Origin of the sequence: Rathayibacter sp. VKM Ac-2754 (genome assembly GCF_009807095.1) — a bacterium.
Classification (GTDB): domain Bacteria; phylum Actinomycetota; class Actinomycetes; order Actinomycetales; family Microbacteriaceae; genus Rathayibacter.
Window position 1 is genome coordinate 22,655 of record NZ_WUCC01000003.1, and the last position, 16,929, is coordinate 39,583.

Here is a 16,929-nt window from a genome sequence, read left to right on the forward strand (position 1 = left end):
CTTGCTTCGGGGCTCCGAGCCTGTCGGGAACGTTCGGCCAGGGGCCCCCTGGCGGCCCCCGCCGTCAGTCCTGCAGCGCCGGCACCGTCCGCGGGCGGACGATCAGCCAGAGCGCGAGGATCGACACCGCGGCGGTCGACATCATCACCAGGGCCATCGGGACGGCGGAGTCGGCGCCGAAGATGCCGGAGATCGGCGAGAGCAGGCCCGCGGTGCCGAAGTTGACGGCGCCGAGCAGCGAGGCGGCGGTGCCGGCCTCGCGCCCGTGGTTCACGAGCCCCAGCACCTGCACGCAGGGGAAGCTGAAGCCGCAGGAAGCGATGAACAGCCAGAGCGGGACGAGCGTGCCCCAGATGCCGAGGTCGAGCACGTCGAACAGAGCGATCAGTCCGGCGGTCACGAAGAGCGAGATCGTCGTGATGGCGAGGATCCACTGCGGTCCGACCCGGCGGCTGAGGTAGGAGGACGCCTGCACGCCCGCGACCACTCCGAGCGAGTTGACGGCGAAGAGCAGCCCGTACTGCTGCGCGTCGAAGCCGTAGAGCCCCTGGAAGAGGAACGCCGAGCTCGAGAGGTAGGTGAACAGACCGGCGAAGGTCATGCCTCCGATCACCGCGACGCCGATGAAGGTGCGGTCGCTGAGCACGGCGCGGTAGCGCTGCACCAGCGAGCGGCCGTCGCTGTCGCGGCGCGCCTCCTTCGGCCGGGTCTCCACGATGAGCAGCGCGACGGCGACCATGACGAGGACGCCGTACGCGGCGAGGAAGACGAAGATGCCGCGCCAGTCCATGACGAGCAGCAGCTGCGAGCCGATCACAGGCGCGAGCACCGGCGCGAGTCCCGACACCAGGGCGAGGCGGGAGAGCATCTTGACGAGCGGGCGCCCACCGAAGAGGTCGCGGACCATCGCCATGGCGACGACTCCGCCCGCCGCCGCACCGGCTCCCATCAGGAAGCGGAACACGCCGAGCGAGACGATCTCGGGGGCGAAGGCGGCGCCGACGCAGGCGAGCACGTGCAGCGAGGTCGCGAGCAGGATGGGCAGCCGCCGGCCGACCACGTCGCTCCACGGCCCCACGACCAGCTGCCCGAGGGCGAAGCCGAGGGTGGTGCCGGTGAGGGTGAGCTGCACCGCAGCCTCGGAGACGTTCAGCTCGCTCTGCAGAGCGGGGAACGCGGGGAGGTAGAGGTCGATCGTGAACGGCCCGAGGGCGGTCAGGGCGCCCAGGACGATCACGTAGATCAGACGCTGGCGGTTCGACAGGGCGTCGCCCGGGTGCCGGTGCACGGGAGTCGAGTCGGTGGGAGTCGAGGAGAGAGTGGTCACGGGGGCCTTCCTGCGCGGAGGCAGTGGGGAGCGGTGAGAGCGGGCACGGCGAACCCTCGGATCGTTCACCGCTCTCAGCCCAAGCACGCCGCGCGCGCGGATATTCCCGCTCGATCGAATCCATTCGACTTGCGCAAGCCGACCACCGGGATCGGCGGGAGAACGGCTGGTCAGGCGGGGTGCAGGGGCGCCGTGAGCGGGTCGGCGAGCAGGTGCTCGAAGGCCAGCTCTGCCGCACCCAGCATGAGCAGATCGGCACCCAGCTCGGTGCGGGCGATGCGGACGGAGTCGAGCGCCACCCGGAAGGGTCCGCCGCGGGCGAGCCGCGCCTCGAGGAAGCCCGGCGCGACTCCGACGAGCGCGCCCAGGAACCCGCCGAGCACGACGAGCTGCGGGTTGAAGACGTTGACGACGTTGCGCAGGGCCACGGCGAGGTGCCCGAGCTGCCGCTCGACCTCGGCGCGCACGGCGGGGTCGTCGGAGGCGGCGAGCGCCTCCTCGAGCCGCTCGCTCTCCTCCAGCCCCAGCACCGTCAGCAGCTCGGCCCGCCCCACCTCGGTCTCGAGGCAGCCGATCGCTCCGCAGTGGCAGTCGACGCCGGCGCTGTTGACCAGGGTGTGGCCGATCTCGCCCGCGTAGCCGTCGATGCCGTGCATCGGCGCGCCTCCGACGATCACGCCGGCGCCGACGCCGCTGGCCCCGCCGTTGAGGTAGACGAGGTGGGAGACGTCGCGGCCGGCGCCGAGGACGCTCTCGGCGAGCGCGCCGAGGTTGGCGTCGTTCGCGGACAGCACCGGCAGGCCGGTCGCGTCGGCGAGCATGCGCGAGAACGGCTCGTCGGTCCAGCCCAGGTGCGGACCCACCCGGACGAGGCCGTCGGCGTCGCGGACGAGGCCGGGGACGGCGACGCCGATCCCGACGGTGCGCGCGTCCTCCGGCAGCTCGGCGAGGAGCTCGGCCACGGCGTCGGCCGCGAGGCGCGCGGCGGCCTCGGCGGTCGGGACCGAGGCGGTGCGGCGGATGCGGTGGCGCACCTCGGCGTCGAAGCCGACGACGGCGACGGTCACCGCGTCGATCTCGGGATTCACGGCGAGGGCGACGATCCGCGGATCGGCCTCGACGATCGGACTCGGGCGGCCGACCTGGTTGACGGTGTCGGGGTCGCGCTCGCGGACGATGCCGAACTCGACGAGCTCGCCGACGAGGGCGGCGATCGTCGAGCGGTTGAGGCCGGTCGCCCGCGTCAGCTGCGAGCGCGACCGGGGGCCGCCGCGGTGGACGAGGCGGAGGATCGCGGCGAGATTGTGGCGCCGGACCCGGTCGAGGTTGTTCCCGCGCGTCGCGTGGTCGGGCATTCCGCGGTCTCCTCTGCTCTCCGGAGTGAGCCTATCGGCGGGCCGGACGGCGCCCGCGGCGCACGACGTCAGCTGAGATCCGTCGTCGCGCACGATGGTGCGCGACGAGCCCTCTCAGCTGACGTTGCGCGACTCAGGAGCCTGCGCGGGTCCAGCTCCAGGAGCCGCCGGGCGCGTCGACGGCCACGTCGCCTCCCGATCGCGTCACCGTGAACACGGTCTCGGCGCCGGAGTCGTGCGCCACCACGCGCACCTCGGTCACTCCGTCGCCGCCCGGGAAGACCCGCAGCTCGAGCCCGTCGAGGTAGTCGTACTCGGCGACGTCGCTGCGCGCGCCGACCGGGATCACGGCGCCCTCGCGGACGTAGAGCGGCAGCGAGTCGAAGCCGTGCACCTCGCGGCGCCACTCCCCCGTCGAGTCGATCGTCTCGCCGGTCCACCAGCTCGTCCAGCGCCCGCGCGGCAGGTAGAACTCGACCGAGCCGTCGGGGGTGAACACCGGAGCGACCAGCAGGTCGTGTCCGAGCATGTACTGCGTGTCGAGATGCGCCGCATTGCGGTCGTCCTCGAACTCGAGCGTCATCGGGCGCATGACGGGCGTGCCGACGCGCGCCGCCTCCGCCCCCGCCGCGAAGAGGTAGGGCATCAGCGAGAGCTTGAGCATCGTGAAGCGGCGGGTGACCTCGACCGCCTCCTCGTCGAACGCCCACGGCACGCGCACCGAGGAGGAGCCGTGCAGTCGCGAGTGCGAGGAGAGCAGCCCGAAGGCGAGCCAGCGCTTGAACACGCCGGGGTCGGGCGTGCCCTCGAAACCGCCGATGTCGTGCGCCCAGAAGCCGAAGCCGCCGAGGGCGAGCGAGAGCCCGCCGCGCAGGGTCTCGGCCATCGACACGTAGGACGACGTGTTGTCGCCGCCCCAGTGCACGGGCAGCGCCTGGCCGCCGACGGTCGCGCTGCGGGCGAAGAGGGCCGCGCGGCCCTCGCCGAGCTCCTCGACCAGCACGTCGAAGACGGCCTTGTTGTAGAGCTGGGTGTACCAGTTGTGCATCGCCTCGGGGTCGGTGCCGTCGTGCCAGACCACGCCCTCGGAGGGGATGCGCTCGCCGAAGTCGGTCTTGAACGAGTCGACGCCCTGGCGCACGAGGACGCGCAGCTTGTCCTGGAACCAGCGGGTCGCCTCCGGGTTCGTGAAGTCGATCAGCGCCATGCCCGCGACCCAGAGGTCCCACTGCCAGACGTCGCCGGAGGCGGTGTGCAGCAGGTAGCCCTTCTCGCGACCCTCCGTGAAGAGTGCCGAGGCCTGCGCGATGTAGGGGTTGATCCAGATGCAGGTGTGCAGGCCGCGCTCGTGCAGGCGGGCGAGGATCCCCTCGGGATCCGGGAAGGTGCGCGGGTCCCACTCGAGGTCGGTCCACTGGAACTCGCGCATCCAGAAGCAGTCGAAGTGGAAGGCCGACAGCGGCAGCTCGCGCTCGGCGAAGCCGTCGATGAAGGAGTTGACGGTCTCCTCGTCGTAGCTGGTGGTGAAGCTGGTCGTGAGCCAGAGTCCGTAGGTCCAGGCGGGGACGACGGCGGGGCGGCCGGCGAGCCCGGTGTAGCGGCGCAGCACGTCCTTCTTCGTCGGGCCCTGGATGACCAGGTACTCCAGCGCCTCGCCGCCGACCGAGAACTGCACGCGCTCGACCGACTCCGAGCCGATCTCGAACGAGACCAGTCCCGGGTCGTTGACGAGCACGCCGTAGCCGCGGCTCGAGAGGTAGAAGGGGACGTTCTTGTAGGCCTGCTCGGAGGAGGTGCCACCGTCGGCGTTCCAGACGTCGACCGTCTGGCCGTTCTTGACGAAGGGGCCGAAGCGCTCGCCGAGACCGTAGACGAGCTCGCCGACGCCGAGGTCGAGCTGCTCGTGCAGGTAGGCCTCGCCGTCGGGGCCGGTCAGGTAGCCCTGCGCCTTGTGGCCGGAGCCGGTGAGCCGGGTGCCGGTCGCGGTGTCCCAGAACTCGAGCGACCAGGGAGCGCCCTGCGCGAGGCGGACCTCGAGATCGCCCGTGCGGAGCACGCCGCCCGCCTCCGTGACGCTCGCCTCGCCGACGGAGCCGTCGACCAGATCGAAGCCGGGGCGCGTCGCGGTGCCGCGCCAGTGCTCGATGCGCACCTTCGCGACTCCCTCGGCGGGCGAGGAGACCGTCACGGTCAGCGTCGGGCGGTTGAGCACGTCGCCGCGGCCCTGGATCACCCTGGTCGGGGCGATCACCTCGAGCGTCGAGCCGTCGGTGCGGATGTCGTACGCCTCCTGCGCGAAGAGGGGCGTGAATCCTGCCCTCGTCTGCCAGAACCCGTCGGTGAACTTCATGCGTGTGCCTTTCTGAGGGCGGTGGTGGCGCGTCGGAGCGCCTCACGGGAGAAGGAGGGCCGGGGTGCGGGCCACTTCGGCCCGCACCCCGGCGGAGGATCGCGCTACTTGACCGCGCCGGCGGTGATGCCGCGGGTCAGCGTGCGCTGGAAGATCAGGAAGAAGATCAGCGTCGGCAGCAGGCCCAGCAGGGCGCTCGCGCTGGTCGTCGTGACGTCCATGATCTTGTCGCCCTGGAGGCTCGAGATGGCGATCGGCACGGTCTGCGTCGCGTCGCTCACGAGGAACACCAGCGGGATGAGGAACTCGTTCCACGTCCAGATGAAGAAGAAGATCATCAGCACCGAGAGCGTCGGCCGCGAGATCGGCACGATCACGCGGGTGAGGACCTGCCACTTCGAGGCGCCGTCGAGAGCCGCGGCCTCGAGGATCTCCTTGGGGAAGGTGCCGTAGACGCTCGAGAGCAGGTAGGTGCCGAACGCCGACTGGATCACGGTGAAGATGATGATCACCGAGAGCTGGCTGTCGTAGATCCCGACCGCTTTGAACATGTAGTACAGCGGGTAGAGCAGTGCCTCCTGGGGCAGCATGTTCGCCAGCAGGAACAGGATGATGATCCAGCTCCGGCCGCGGACGCGCCCGATCCCGATGGCGTAGGCGTTCAGCACCGACAGGGCGACCGCGAGGATGGCGACCGATCCCGAGATCAGGATGGAGTTGCCGAGCTTCTCGGGGAAGTTGACCCGCGACCAGAAGGTCGAGAGGCCGTCGAACGACAGGCCCGTCGGGAAGGCGAGCGGCCCGTTCGCCGAGTACTCGGCCGGGGTCTTGAACGAGTTGAGCAGGATCAGCAGCACGGGGCTGATGATCGCGAGCCCGATCACGACGGCCACCATCAGGATCACCCAGTCGCCGACGGTGCGCTTGGTGGCGCCCTTCGACGCCTTGGGCGCCTTCCTCGGGGTGGTCAGATCGGTGTCCTCGGTGCCTGCCTGAGTGAGGGGCAGGGTCTCGATGGCCGACATCAGCGGACTCCTTCGCTGCGCTCGACGCGCTCCTGGGCGCGGATGAACAGCACGGCCAGGATCACGATGACGATCGTGAGCGCGGTCGCGATGGTGGCGCCGTAGCCCACCTGCTGCTTCTGGAAGAACTCGGTGTAGGAGTAGTAGCTCGGCACGATCGTCGAATCGCCCGGACCGCCGCGGGTCAGCGCGTAGATCGGCCCGAAGACCTTCAGCGCCGCGATGGTGCAGGTCAGGGTGACCACGAACACCTCGGGGCGGATGATCGAGATGGTGATCCAGCGGAAGCGCTGGAACCAGTTGGCGCCGTCGAGCTCGGCGGCCTCGTACAGCTCGGGGTCGACGCGCTGGAGGGCGGCCATGAAGATGACGACCGGGTAGCCGAGCTGCACCCAGATCATGACGACCATGATCGAGAGCATCGCGGTGTCGGGCTTGCCGAGCCAGTCGTGCGCGAAGGAGCCGAGGCCCACGGCCTCGAGGATCGAGTTGAGCGCACCGTTGTCGGGCCGGAGGATCCAGCCGATCACGATGGCGGCGATGACCGTCGGCAGGATCTGCGGGAGGTAGTAGGTCGCGCGGAGGAAGCTGGCGATCCGGCCGCCGAACTTCTTGCCGACCAGGTCGAACAGGATCGCGGCGAGCAGCAGCCCCAGGATCGTCGGGACGATCACCATGGCGATGATCATGTAGACGGAGTTGGCGAACGAGGTCCAGAACTGGTCGTCGCCCATCAGCTCGATCCAGTTGTCGAGGCCGATGAAGATCGGCGGCTTGATGCCGCGCCACGAGGTGAAGCTGATGTACACGTTCCAGATCAGCGGGATCAGCACGATGAACAGGAACAGCACGAACCCGGGGATCAGGTAGAGCCAGTAGCCGCCGTTGCGCTTCTCGCGGGGGGCCTTCGCGGCCGGAGGCGGCGGAGCGCTCTCCGTGCGACGCGGGGCGGTCGTCGTCATGTCGTACTCCTTGGGTCGTGCGGGGGTGGAGGAAATGGTCGGCGCTCGCCGCCAGCCCGATGGTCGAGTAGCCCCGCAGGGGCGTATCGAGACCCACCAGCGTCAGCAGATCGGTGCTCAGAATCGGTCTTCTGACGGTGGTGGTTCTCGATACGCCCGCTACGCGGGCTACTCGATCAGCAGGAAGGCGGGACGCTCGAAGGCGTTGATGCGACCCCATTGAGGGGTCGCCGTCACGTCGTCGAGGCTGCCGCGGCTATTCCGCGCGTGTGGGCGCGGGGCTGGCCGCCGTGAAGTGACGCTGTCGCGTCACTTGATATCGGCCACCCCGTCGTCGTACTTCTCCTGGAGCTCGGAGAGCATGTCCGACTCGTCGACGGAGCCGTTGATGAGCTCCTGGGTCGCCGCGACGAGGTCGTCGTAGAAGGTCGCGGTCGGCCAGTCGGGGTAGAAGGAGAGCTGGTCGCCGTCGACGACCGTCTTCCACTGCGACAGCAGCTCCTTGCTCTTCTCATCCGTGATGGCGGCCTCGTCGACGACCAGCGGGATGCCTCCGTTGTTGCCGATCAGGTTCTGGATCTCGGGGCGCATCGTGATGTCGATCCACTTGTAGGCGAGGTCCTTGTTCTTCGCCGTCTCGGGGATGACCCAGTGGTTGCCCGCCGAGCCCATCGTGAACTCGGCGCCCGGGAACAGGAAGGTGTTCCACTCGAAGCCCGTGATCTCGGTCTTGAAGCGGCCGAACCACCACGAGCCCGAGAAGAAGATCGGGTACTCGCCCGAGATGAACGCGGTGCCCGCGTCCTCGGCCTTGAGCCCGGAGGCGTCGGCCGAGAAGTAGCCCTTGTCGACGAAGGTCTTGAGCTGCTCCGCGGCGTACGTCCACGCCGCGTCCTGGAAGTCGACCTCGCCGGTGTAGGTCTGGTAGTCGGTGATCCAGGAGCGATCGGCCTTCAGCAGCGCGAGCTGGTAGAAGAGCTGCTGCAGCGGGTACTCGGCGCCGGCCTCGGCCAGCGGAGTGATGCCCTTGGCGACGAAGGCGTCGAGCACGGCGATGAACTCGTCGTAGCTGGTCGGCACCTCGAGGCCATTCGCGGCGAAGGCGTCCTCGTTGTAGTAGACGAAGGTGAACTCGCCGTAGTTGGGGATGCCGTACCAGGAGCCGGAGCCCATGATGCCCTTGTCGTCGTACTTGGCGGTGGTCTGCAGGGCGCCGGGGATCAGCTTGTCCCAGCCGTAGAACTCCACCGCCTCGTCGAGGTTGGTGAGCAGGCCCTGGCTCGAGAGCAGTCCGCTGGTCGCGTTGCCCTTGTTGTACTCGACGACGTCGGGGGCCGAGTTGGAGTTGAAGATCTGGCTGGCGCCGGTGCGGAGCTGCTCGAAGGCCTTGAACTCGTAGGCGATCTCGGCTCCGGTCTCCTTCGTGAAGATGTCGCGGGCGGCGAGCCACGCGATGCCGCGGTCGCTGTCGGGAGTCTCGAAGTCCCACATGGTGAGGGTGCGGCCGGCACCGTCGACGGTGGTGGCGAGGGCGTCGGAGCCGGCGTCGGAGCCGCCTCCGGAGCAGGCGGCGAGCGCGAACATCGCGCTGATGCCGACACCGCCGGCGATCAGGCCGCGGCGGCTGAGGGAGCCGACCGTTGACGCGCTGGGGCGGTGGAAGGCGGTGCTGGAACGAAGCGACATTGCGGGTGTTCTCCTTTGAATGGGTGCCGCGTGGCTGTGGCGGGTGGTGCGGGGGTGGAGCGCTCTCTCACGGGCGGGGGAGGCTTCGAAGCGTTTCGACGATGAGGATGGATCGAGGAGCGGGAGGAGGGCGGGTCAGGAGGCGATCGGCGCGAGAGCGCCGGCCGCAGCGAGCGCGACGGAGCCGCGGTCGACGTAGTGGGGCGGGAGCAGCTCGACGCCGACCGTCCGGCCGGAGTCGATCTGCTGCAGGGTCCGGGCGACGGCCGCGCGGCACATCGCCTCCAGGGGAAGGGGGATCGAGCTGACCGGGACGGGGAGCGCCGCGCCGTCGTAGCTCGCGCAGGCGGCGAGGACGGAGAGGTCGCCGGGCACGCTCAGACCGCGCTCGAGGACGCGCTCGAGGACCGCCTCCGCCACGGGCTCGTTGCAGTGCAGGACGAGAGCGGTGGGGCCGGCCGCGAGGACGGCGTCGGTCGCCGACACGGCGCTGCCGCGGCCGAGGTGCGGGCGCTCCACCACGAGCTCGAGGCCGAGGGCGGTGCACTCGCTCCGGAACGCGTCGTCGTAGCGGCGCACGAAGCCTGCGTTGCGGTCGGTGTACGACTGCGGGTGCTCGATCAGCGCGATCGAGCGGTGGCCGTGCTCGGCGAGGGTGCGGACGCTCTGCCGGGCGGCCTCGGCGAAGTCGAGGTCGACGCAGGCGAGATCGTGCGCGTCGGAGGGGACGCCGATGAACGTCGCCGGCACCCCCGCTTCGCGGATGAGCGTCGCGCGCTGGTCGTCGTCGTCGACGCCCATCAGGACGATGCCGTCGACGAGGGAGGAGGACGACACGCGTCCGATCCCGCTCGAGGCCTCGTCGGTGACGAGCAGGAGGACGTCGTAGTCGGACTCGCGAGCGCGCTCGAGCACCTCGGTGACGAAGCGCATGTGCGTCGGGAGGTGCAGCTCGCCTCGCATCGGCGCCGAGAGCGCCAAAATGTGGGTCCGCGCTCCGGCGAGCATCCGGGCGCCGGCGTGCGGTCGGTAGTCGAGCTGACGGACCGCGTCCTCGACCCGCTGACGCGTGGTGGCGGCGATGGAGCGCTTGCCCGACAGGGCGTAGGAGACGGTGCTGATCGAGACCCCGGCGGCGCGGGCCACGTCGTGGATGGTCGCCATCGTTCCTCCTCCCGGACCTCGTCGTCGGTGCGGCCTGACGCTTCGAAGCGCTTCGACCGATCGTGCTGCAGTGCACTGTACGCACAGTCGAAACGCTTCCGCAAGGAATTCGTCGGGCGACACCACATATCGACGCGGCCACTGCCGCCGTCATTGCGCCCGCCCGCGAGCAGCCGATATGTTGGGCGCAACAACAATTCGGCGACGTCGCCGGAAAGGATCGGTTCCATGTCTCTGACCCCCACCCGCGAGGACAAGTTCTCCTTCGGCCTCTGGACCATCGGCTACAACGGGGCGGACCCGTTCGGCGGCCCGACCCGCCCGCCGCTCGACACCGTCCACGCGGTCGAGAAGCTGTCCGAGCTCGGCGCCTACGGCCTCACCTTCCACGACGACGACCTCTTCGCCTTCGGCTCGACCGACGCCGAGCGTCAGACCGAGATCGACCGCCTCAAGGGCGCGCTCGAGTCGACCGGCCTCATCGTGCCGATGGTCACCACCAACCTCTTCAGCGCCCCGGTCTTCAAGGACGGCGGCTTCACCTCGAACGACCGCGCCGTCCGCCGCTTCGCGCTGCGCAAGGTGCTCCGCAACCTCGACCTCGCCGCCGAGCTGGGCGCCAAGACCTTCGTGATGTGGGGCGGCCGCGAGGGCGCCGAGTACGACTCCGCCAAGGACATCCGCTCTGCCCTCGAGCGCTACCGCGAGGCCGTCAACCTGCTCGGCGACTACGTCACCGACAAGGGCTACGACATCCGCTTCGCGATCGAGCCCAAGCCCAACGAGCCCCGCGGCGACATCCTGCTGCCGACCCTCGGCCACGCGATCGCGTTCATCGACTCGCTCGAGCGCCCCGAGCTGGTGGGTGTGAACCCCGAGACCGGCCACGAGCAGATGGCGGGCCTCAACTTCACCGCCGGCATCGCCCAGGCGCTGTACCACGGCAAGCTCTTCCACATCGATCTCAACGGTCAGCGCGGCATCAAGTACGACCAGGACCTCGTCTTCGGTCACGGCGACCTGCACAACGCGTTCTCGCTCGTCGACCTGCTCGAGAACGGCGGCCCCGGCGGCGTCCCCTCGTACGACGGCCCCCGCCACTTCGACTACAAGCCCTCGCGCACCGAGGACGAGACCGGCGTCTGGGACTCGGCCGCCGCGAACATGCGCACCTACCTGCTGCTCAAGGAGCGCGCCGCGGCCTTCCGCGCCGACCCCGAGGTGCAGGAGGCGCTCGAGTCCGCCAAGGTCCTCGAGCTCGCGCGGCCGACGCTGAACGAGGGCGAGTCGTACGACGACCTGCTCGCCGACTCCGCGTCGTACGAGGACTTCGACACCGACGCCTACCTGGGCGGCAAGGGCTTCGGCTTCGTGCGGCTCCAGCAGCTGGCCACCGAGCACCTGCTCGGCGCCCGCTGACCCACTCCCCCGGGGCCGCTCCGGCCCCGCCCACGGACGAGATCCCGCGCGCTTGGCGCGGGGTCTCGTCCGTCCTCCTGTCTCCAGGCCGAGGCGATCCCTCCGCCCGTACGGAAAGGTGACGGCGATGACGCTCGTCGCAGGCATCGACTCCTCCACCCAGAGCTGCAAGGTGGTCGTCCGCGACCTCGAGACCGGCGCCGTCGTGCGCACGGGCCGCGCCTCGCACCCGGATGGCACCGAGGTCGACCCCGCCGCGTGGTGGGAGGCGCTCCAGCTCGCGATCGCCGATGCGGGCGGGCTCGACGACATCGCCGCGATCTCGGTCGGCGGCCAGCAGCACGGCATGGTCGTGCTCGACTCCGACGGGCGGGTCATCCGCGACGCCCTGCTCTGGAACGACACCCGCAGCGCCGGTGCCGCGCGCGACCTGATCGACGAGCTCGGGGCGGAGGCGTGGGCGCAGCGCACCGGGACCGTTCCCGTCGCCTCCTTCACCGCCACGAAGCTCCGCTGGCTGCGCGACGCCGAGCCCGAGAACGCGGCGCGCGTCGCCGCCGTCGCGCTCCCCCACGACTGGCTGACCTGGCGCCTGCTCGGCTACGGACCGGACGCGCCGCAGCTCGACGCGCTGACGACCGACCGCTCCGACGCCTCGGGGACCTCGTACTGGGGCGCCGACGGCTACGACCTCGAGCTGCTCGAGCTCTCGCTCGGCCACCGTCCGCTGCTGCCCCGGGTGCTCGGGCCGTCGGAGTCGGCGGGCACCACCGCGAGCGGCGTCATCATCGGCCCCGGCGCGGGCGACAACGCGGGAGCCGCCCTCGGCCTCGGCGCGGGCCCGGGCGACGTGGTCGTCAGCATCGGCACGAGCGGCACCGTTTTCGCGGTGACCGACTCGCCGGTGCGCGACGCCTCCGGGACCGTCGCGGGCTTCGCGGACGCCAGCGGGCGCTTCCTCCCGCTCGTCGCGACGCTCAACGCGGCGCGCGTGCTCGCCTCGACCGCGGCGCTGCTCGGCAGCGACTTCGAGGACTTCGCGGCGCTCGCGCTCGAGGCCGAGCCCGGTTCGGGCGGCCTCGTGCTCGTCCCCTACTTCGAGGGCGAGCGCACGCCCAACCTGCCCGACGCGACCGCGAGCCTTCGCGGCATGACGATCGCCTCGACGACCCGGCCGAACCTGGCGCGCGCCGCGATCGAGGGCATGCTCTGCGGTCTGGCCGACGGCCTCGACGCGGTGCGGGCGCAGGGCGTCGAGGCGCACCGGATCCTGCTGATCGGCGGCGCGGCGCAGAACCGCGCCGTGCAGCTCGCGGCGTCGCAGGTGTTCGACGTGCCGGTCGTGGTGCCGACACCCGGCGAGTACGTGGCCGACGGCGCCGCGGTGCAGGCGGCGTGGGCCCTGACCGGCGAGCGCCCGACGTGGGAGGTCACCTCGCTCGCGGAGCCGACGCCGGACCACCGCGCCCTCATCCGCGAGCAGTACGCGGCGGCCCGGAGCTGACGCGGGGACCGGTCCGGCGGGCGAGGCGACGCTGCCGGACGATGTGAGTCTCTGAGGAGAGACGACCTCCTCCGACTGGTGCCCCCCTCCCTCGCTTATCGAGCGGCCCCTTCGGGGCTGCGGGCTCGACCAGCATGGAGGGCGACGAGCGCCGACTTCAGCCTCGACCAGCATGGAGGGCGACGAGCGCCGACTTCTCCCTGGAGCAGCGGGCCGGCGTGGGCGGGTCAGGGCGACGCCGCCGCGGCGGTCTCAGCTCGTCAGACCGTCGACGTACTCGCGGTTCTCGTCGATCCAGGAGGCGAGGGCCGCGTCCTGGTCGTCGGCGCCGGCGTTGAAGAGCGCGTTCTCGAGCGAGTAGAGCGTCTCCGAGTCCATCCGGAAGTCGCGCATCCAGGTGGAGAGGGTCGGGAAGTCGTCCTCGAACGACGCCGAGCCGAACGAGTGCAGGCCCTCCGCGTCGCCGAGCAGCCCCAACGGGTCCTCGAGGTCCTTCACCGGGAAGGCGTCGTAGGCCCAGTGCGGGCGCCACAGCGTGACGGCGATGTTCTCGCCCGCCTCCGTCGCGCTCGAGAGCTCCTGCAGCATGGCCGGGGTCGACGAGGTGAGGTACTCCATCCCCTCGAGGCCGTAGCCGGGGATGACCTCCTCCGTCGTGACCGTGTTGAGCCCGGAGCCCGGCTCGATGCCGACGAGGCGGTTGCCGACGACGTCGGGGTTCGCCGCGAGCTCCTCGAGCGAGTCGATCGGAGCGTCGGCGTTCACCGCGATGGTCAGCTTCGCCTCGTCGTTCCACGCGCCCAGGTCGACGATGTCGTCGCCGTAGCGCTCGACGTAGCTGCCGTGGGTGGTCGGCAGCCAGGTGTCGAGAGCCAGGTCGTAGTCGCCGCTCGCGAGACCAGAGAAGCCGGGCGCGACATCCGCGTTCTGCAGGGTGACGTCGTAGCCCTGCTCCTCGAGCACCGACTGCCAGAGCGCCGACACGGCGATGCCCTCGTCCCAGCCCTGGAACACGGCGATCGTCACGTCGCCGCTGTCGCCGTTGTCGACGGAGGCGGTGGTGGCCGGCGCGGCGAGCGCCGAGGCGCCGAGGGAGGCGACGACCACGACCGACACCGCGGCGATCGCCGCACGGGTGGCGACGACGGCACGGCGGCTGCCGGCCCGGGCGACGCGTGCGGGCGAGGGCGCACCGAGTGCCCCCGTCATCCGGTCGAGGATGATCGCGAGGATCACCACGGCGATGCCCGCCTCGAAGCCGAGCGCCACGTCGATCCGGTTGAGGCTCGCCACGACGTCGCCGCCGAGGCCGCCCGCGCCGACCATGCCCGCGATGACGACCATTGAGAGCGACAGCATGATGACCTGGTTGAGGCCGGCGAGGATCGACGGCAGCGCCAGCGGCAGCTGGATCTGGCGCAGGATCCGCCACTTCGACGAGCCGAAGGACTCGCCCGCCTCGACGAGCTCGGGGTCGACTCCGCGGATCCCCAGCTCGGTCAGCCGCACGCCCGGTGCCATCGCGAACACGATCGTGGCGACGATGCCGGGCACGACTCCGACGCGGAAGAGGATCAGCGCCGGGATCAGGTAGACGAAGGCCGGCATGGTCTGCATCAGGTCGAGCACCGGCCGGATGACCGCGGAGGCGGTGCGGTTGCGGGCGGCGAGCACCCCCAGCGGCACGCTGAGCGCGATGGCGATCACGGAGGCGACCAGCACGAGCGCGAGCGAGTCCATCGCGTTCTCCCACTGGTCGACGCTCGCGATCAGGAGGAGCCCGGCAGTGGATCCGATCGCGAACAGCCAGCCGCGCGCGGCGTAGGCGAGGACCGCGATGAAGGCGGTGATGACCCAGAACGGCGGGGTCGCGAGCACGACGTCGACGCCGGTGTAGAGGGCGCCGAAGACGGTGCGGATCAGATCGAACAGCGGCTGGAAGGTCTGGGTGAGGACGTCGACGGCGGTCTCGGCCGCGTCACCGAGGGGCAGGCGGATGCTCATCGCACACCTCCCTCGGTCACGAGCACGGCGTCGTCGACGGGTCCGCCCGTCGCGTGCAGGGTCGCGGTCACGACCTCGGTCGAGACCGTCGCCGGAGGCTCGATCACCGGGTTCTCGCCGGTGTGCGAGGTGACGTTGCCGAGTGCGGCGAGCAGGGTGACCCGCGGAATCGCCCCGAGGAGGCGCCCGTCGGCGTCGACCACGGCGACGGGGAGCGCCGACTCGACGGCGGGCTCGATGATCTCGCTCAGCGCGGTGTCGGGCGAGACGGTGACGACGTCCGAGACGACGACCGCCGAGAGGTCGACCTCGCTGCGGCGCACCTGCTCCATGACGTCGCGATCGCGGACGGTGCCGATCAGCCGCCGACCGCTCCCGACGACGAAGGCCGCCGAGGTCTGCAGGTCGCGCATGCCGCGCAGCGCCGCCCGGGGGCCGGCCGCGAGGGTCACGACGGAGCGGGCCGGCTCCATGACGGCGGAGGCGGTCAGCACGCGGGCGCGGTCGACGTCCTGCACGAACTGCGCGACGTAGTCGTTGGCGGGATCGGTGAGGATCTCCTCCGGAGTGCCGATCTGGACGATGCGGCCGTCGCGCATGACCGCGATGCGGTCGCCGAGGAACATCGCCTCGTTGAGGTCGTGGGTGATGAAGACGATCGTCTTGCCGAGCTCGTGCTGCAGCTCGACGAGCTGCTCCTGCATCTCGCGGCGGATCAGCGGGTCGAGCGCCGAGAACGCCTCGTCCATCAGGACGATGTCGGTGTCGGCGGCGAGCGCGCGCGCGAGTCCGACGCGCTGGCGCATCCCGCCCGAGAGCTCGTCGGGCATCTTCTCGTGCCAGCCGGCGAGGCCCGCACGCTCGACGGCGACGAGGGCGCGCTCGCGCCGCTCGGCCGCGGGCACGCCCTGGATCTCGAGCGGGTAGGCGACGTTGTCGAGCACCGTGCGGTGCGGGAGGAGCGCGAAGTGCTGGAAGACCATCGAGATCGACGAGCGGCGGACGCGGCGCAGCTCCGCCTCCGGCACCCCGGTGATCGACGTTCCGTCGATCAGCACCTCGCCGGCGGTGGGCTCCTGCAGCCCGTTGAGCATGCGGATCAGGGTCGACTTGCCGGAGCCGGACAGGCCCATCACGACGAAGATCTCGCCGCGGCGCACCTCGAAGGAGGCATCGATCACGGCCGCGGTGCCGAGGCTCGCGAGCTCGCCGCGCTCGGCTCCCGACCGGAGGCGGCTGACGACATCGTCCGGTCGTCGCCCGAACACCTTGAAGAGGTGGCGCGCCTCGAGGGCGGTCGTCACCCCGCTCGCGGGCTCGCTGGTGGACTGGTGGTTCTGCTGCACGTGCACTCCGTCGGCGCGCAGGGACGCATCCCTGCACTCTCATCTCGTGGTGCCGGGTCGGGAGCGTGGGACACGCCGTACGTCGAGCCTCCGCGGGCCGCGTGCGCGGCGACGTGCGGAGGCGATTCCGGTGTCCGAGAGGCGACCGCGGGGCCGCCTCCGCTCCCGTTGACCGTACGCTCGCGGCGCGCCCTGGGGGGCGCCGCGCGAGCGCGGACCGATTCATCGGGGTCTCGAGGACCGCCGTCCACGGTAGCCGCGCAGCCGTGACCGAGCAAACCTCGGCAGAGTACTGGCGCGGTCTGAATCGATGCAGAGCCGCGCTATGCGAGAAGGAAAGCTCTGGTCCGCGCCCCTTTCGGCTCCGTTGCCCGATCGTTACCGCAGACGCCCGAATCCGCCCGCGACTCCGGGGCCCGCTCTCCTCTTCATGCTGATCGAGCCCGCAGCCCGCGCAGCGGGCGTATCGAGATCCCCAGCATCAGGAGGCCGAGTCGGAAGCCTCATCTGCTGACGCCGGTGGGTCTCCTAGGAAAAGCCACCTCCTGCGCATGGCCCCTCCCTCGCTGATCGAGTAGCCCGCGCAGCGGGCGTATCGAGATCCACAAACGTCAGAAGGACAGGACAGAAGCCTGATCTACTGAAGCTGGTGGGTCTCGATACGCCCCTGCGGGGCTACTCGACCAGCATGGAAGGGCAACGGGCGCCCTCTTCCCCCTCACCACCGAGACGCGAAGCGGCTTCTCCGCTCGATACGCCCCCGCGGGGCTGCGGGCTCGACCAGCAT

11 protein-coding genes are annotated in these 16,929 nt (G+C 70.6%); 2 read left to right on the top strand and 9 right to left on the bottom strand.

The window, feature by feature from the left end; translation table 11 throughout:
* Positions 1-64: 64 nt before the first annotated feature.
* The 7 genes from GRS92_RS05635 to GRS92_RS05665 form a co-directional block, all read right to left on the bottom strand.
* Positions 65-1,327, bottom strand: coding sequence for a multidrug effflux MFS transporter (locus GRS92_RS05635; RefSeq protein WP_235021833.1), 1,263 nt, complete (start codon positions 1,325-1,327; stop codon positions 65-67).
* A gap of 170 nt (positions 1,328-1,497) precedes the next feature.
* Positions 1,498-2,682 carry an ROK family transcriptional regulator gene (locus GRS92_RS05640; RefSeq protein ID WP_159854144.1) on the bottom strand — a complete coding sequence of 395 codons (1,185 nt, stop codon included), beginning with the start codon at positions 2,680-2,682 and terminating at the stop codon, positions 1,498-1,500.
* Between the two features lie 133 nt (positions 2,683-2,815).
* The gene (gene yicI, locus GRS92_RS05645; protein WP_159854146.1) at positions 2,816-5,032 is read right to left on the bottom strand and encodes an alpha-xylosidase; all 2,217 of its coding nucleotides are present in this window, start codon (positions 5,030-5,032) and stop codon (positions 2,816-2,818) included.
* A gap of 104 nt (positions 5,033-5,136) precedes the next feature.
* Positions 5,137-6,057: a carbohydrate ABC transporter permease gene (locus GRS92_RS05650; protein WP_159854148.1), complete on the bottom strand. Its 921-nt coding sequence runs from the start codon at positions 6,055-6,057 to the stop codon at positions 5,137-5,139.
* Positions 6,057-7,019, bottom strand: a complete 963-nt coding sequence (locus tag GRS92_RS05655; protein WP_159854150.1) for a carbohydrate ABC transporter permease — start codon at positions 7,017-7,019, stop codon at positions 6,057-6,059. The genes GRS92_RS05650 and GRS92_RS05655 overlap by 1 nt, the downstream gene beginning before the upstream one ends.
* A gap of 309 nt (positions 7,020-7,328) precedes the next feature.
* The gene (locus tag GRS92_RS05660; RefSeq protein ID WP_235021834.1) at positions 7,329-8,705 is read right to left on the bottom strand and encodes an ABC transporter substrate-binding protein; all 1,377 of its coding nucleotides are present in this window, start codon (positions 8,703-8,705) and stop codon (positions 7,329-7,331) included.
* 135 nt (positions 8,706-8,840) lie between these two features.
* Entirely contained in the window at positions 8,841-9,869 is a 1,029-nt protein-coding gene (locus GRS92_RS05665; protein WP_159854152.1) for a LacI family DNA-binding transcriptional regulator, read from the bottom strand.
* 228 nt (positions 9,870-10,097) lie between these two features.
* On the opposite strand from GRS92_RS05665, the gene xylA reads away from it, so the two are divergent.
* Positions 10,098-11,288, top strand: a complete 1,191-nt coding sequence (gene xylA, locus GRS92_RS05670) for a xylose isomerase (RefSeq protein WP_159854154.1) — start codon at positions 10,098-10,100, stop codon at positions 11,286-11,288.
* Between the two features lie 127 nt (positions 11,289-11,415).
* Positions 11,416-12,792 (top strand): xylulokinase, encoded by a 1,377-nt coding sequence (gene xylB / locus GRS92_RS05675; protein WP_159854156.1) that lies wholly within the window; start codon positions 11,416-11,418, stop codon positions 12,790-12,792.
* A 252-nt stretch (positions 12,793-13,044) separates the two neighbouring features.
* Here xylB and GRS92_RS19165 read toward each other — a convergent pair whose 3' ends face one another.
* Together GRS92_RS19165 and GRS92_RS05685 are read right to left on the bottom strand one after the other, a co-directional pair.
* Positions 13,045-14,796, bottom strand: a complete 1,752-nt coding sequence (locus GRS92_RS19165) for an ABC transporter permease/substrate binding protein (RefSeq protein WP_159854158.1) — start codon at positions 14,794-14,796, stop codon at positions 13,045-13,047.
* Entirely contained in the window at positions 14,793-16,142 is a 1,350-nt protein-coding gene (locus GRS92_RS05685; RefSeq protein ID WP_235021835.1) for a quaternary amine ABC transporter ATP-binding protein, read from the bottom strand. The genes GRS92_RS19165 and GRS92_RS05685 overlap by 4 nt, the downstream gene beginning before the upstream one ends.
* Between the last annotated feature and the right edge of the window lie 787 nt (positions 16,143-16,929).

Bases quoted from the DNA above. Each gene is read 5' to 3' on its own strand.
- GRS92_RS05640 (WP_159854144.1), bottom strand. From the start codon at position 2,682: ATGCCCGACCACGCGACGCGCGGGAACAACCTCGACCGGGTCCGGCGC.
- yicI (WP_159854146.1), bottom strand. From the start codon at position 5,032: ATGAAGTTCACCGACGGGTTCTGGCAGACGAGGGCAGGATTCACGCCC.
- GRS92_RS05650 (WP_159854148.1), bottom strand. From the start codon at position 6,057: ATGTCGGCCATCGAGACCCTGCCCCTCACTCAGGCAGGCACCGAGGAC.
- GRS92_RS05655 (WP_159854150.1), bottom strand. From the start codon at position 7,019: ATGACGACGACCGCCCCGCGTCGCACGGAGAGCGCTCCGCCGCCTCCG.
- GRS92_RS05660 (WP_235021834.1), bottom strand. From the start codon at position 8,705: ATGTCGCTTCGTTCCAGCACCGCCTTCCACCGCCCCAGCGCGTCAACG.
- GRS92_RS05665 (WP_159854152.1), bottom strand. From the start codon at position 9,869: ATGGCGACCATCCACGACGTGGCCCGCGCCGCCGGGGTCTCGATCAGC.
- xylA (WP_159854154.1), top strand. From the start codon at position 10,098: ATGTCTCTGACCCCCACCCGCGAGGACAAGTTCTCCTTCGGCCTCTGG.
- xylB (WP_159854156.1), top strand. From the start codon at position 11,416: ATGACGCTCGTCGCAGGCATCGACTCCTCCACCCAGAGCTGCAAGGTG.
- GRS92_RS19165 (WP_159854158.1), bottom strand. From the start codon at position 14,796: ATGAGCATCCGCCTGCCCCTCGGTGACGCGGCCGAGACCGCCGTCGAC.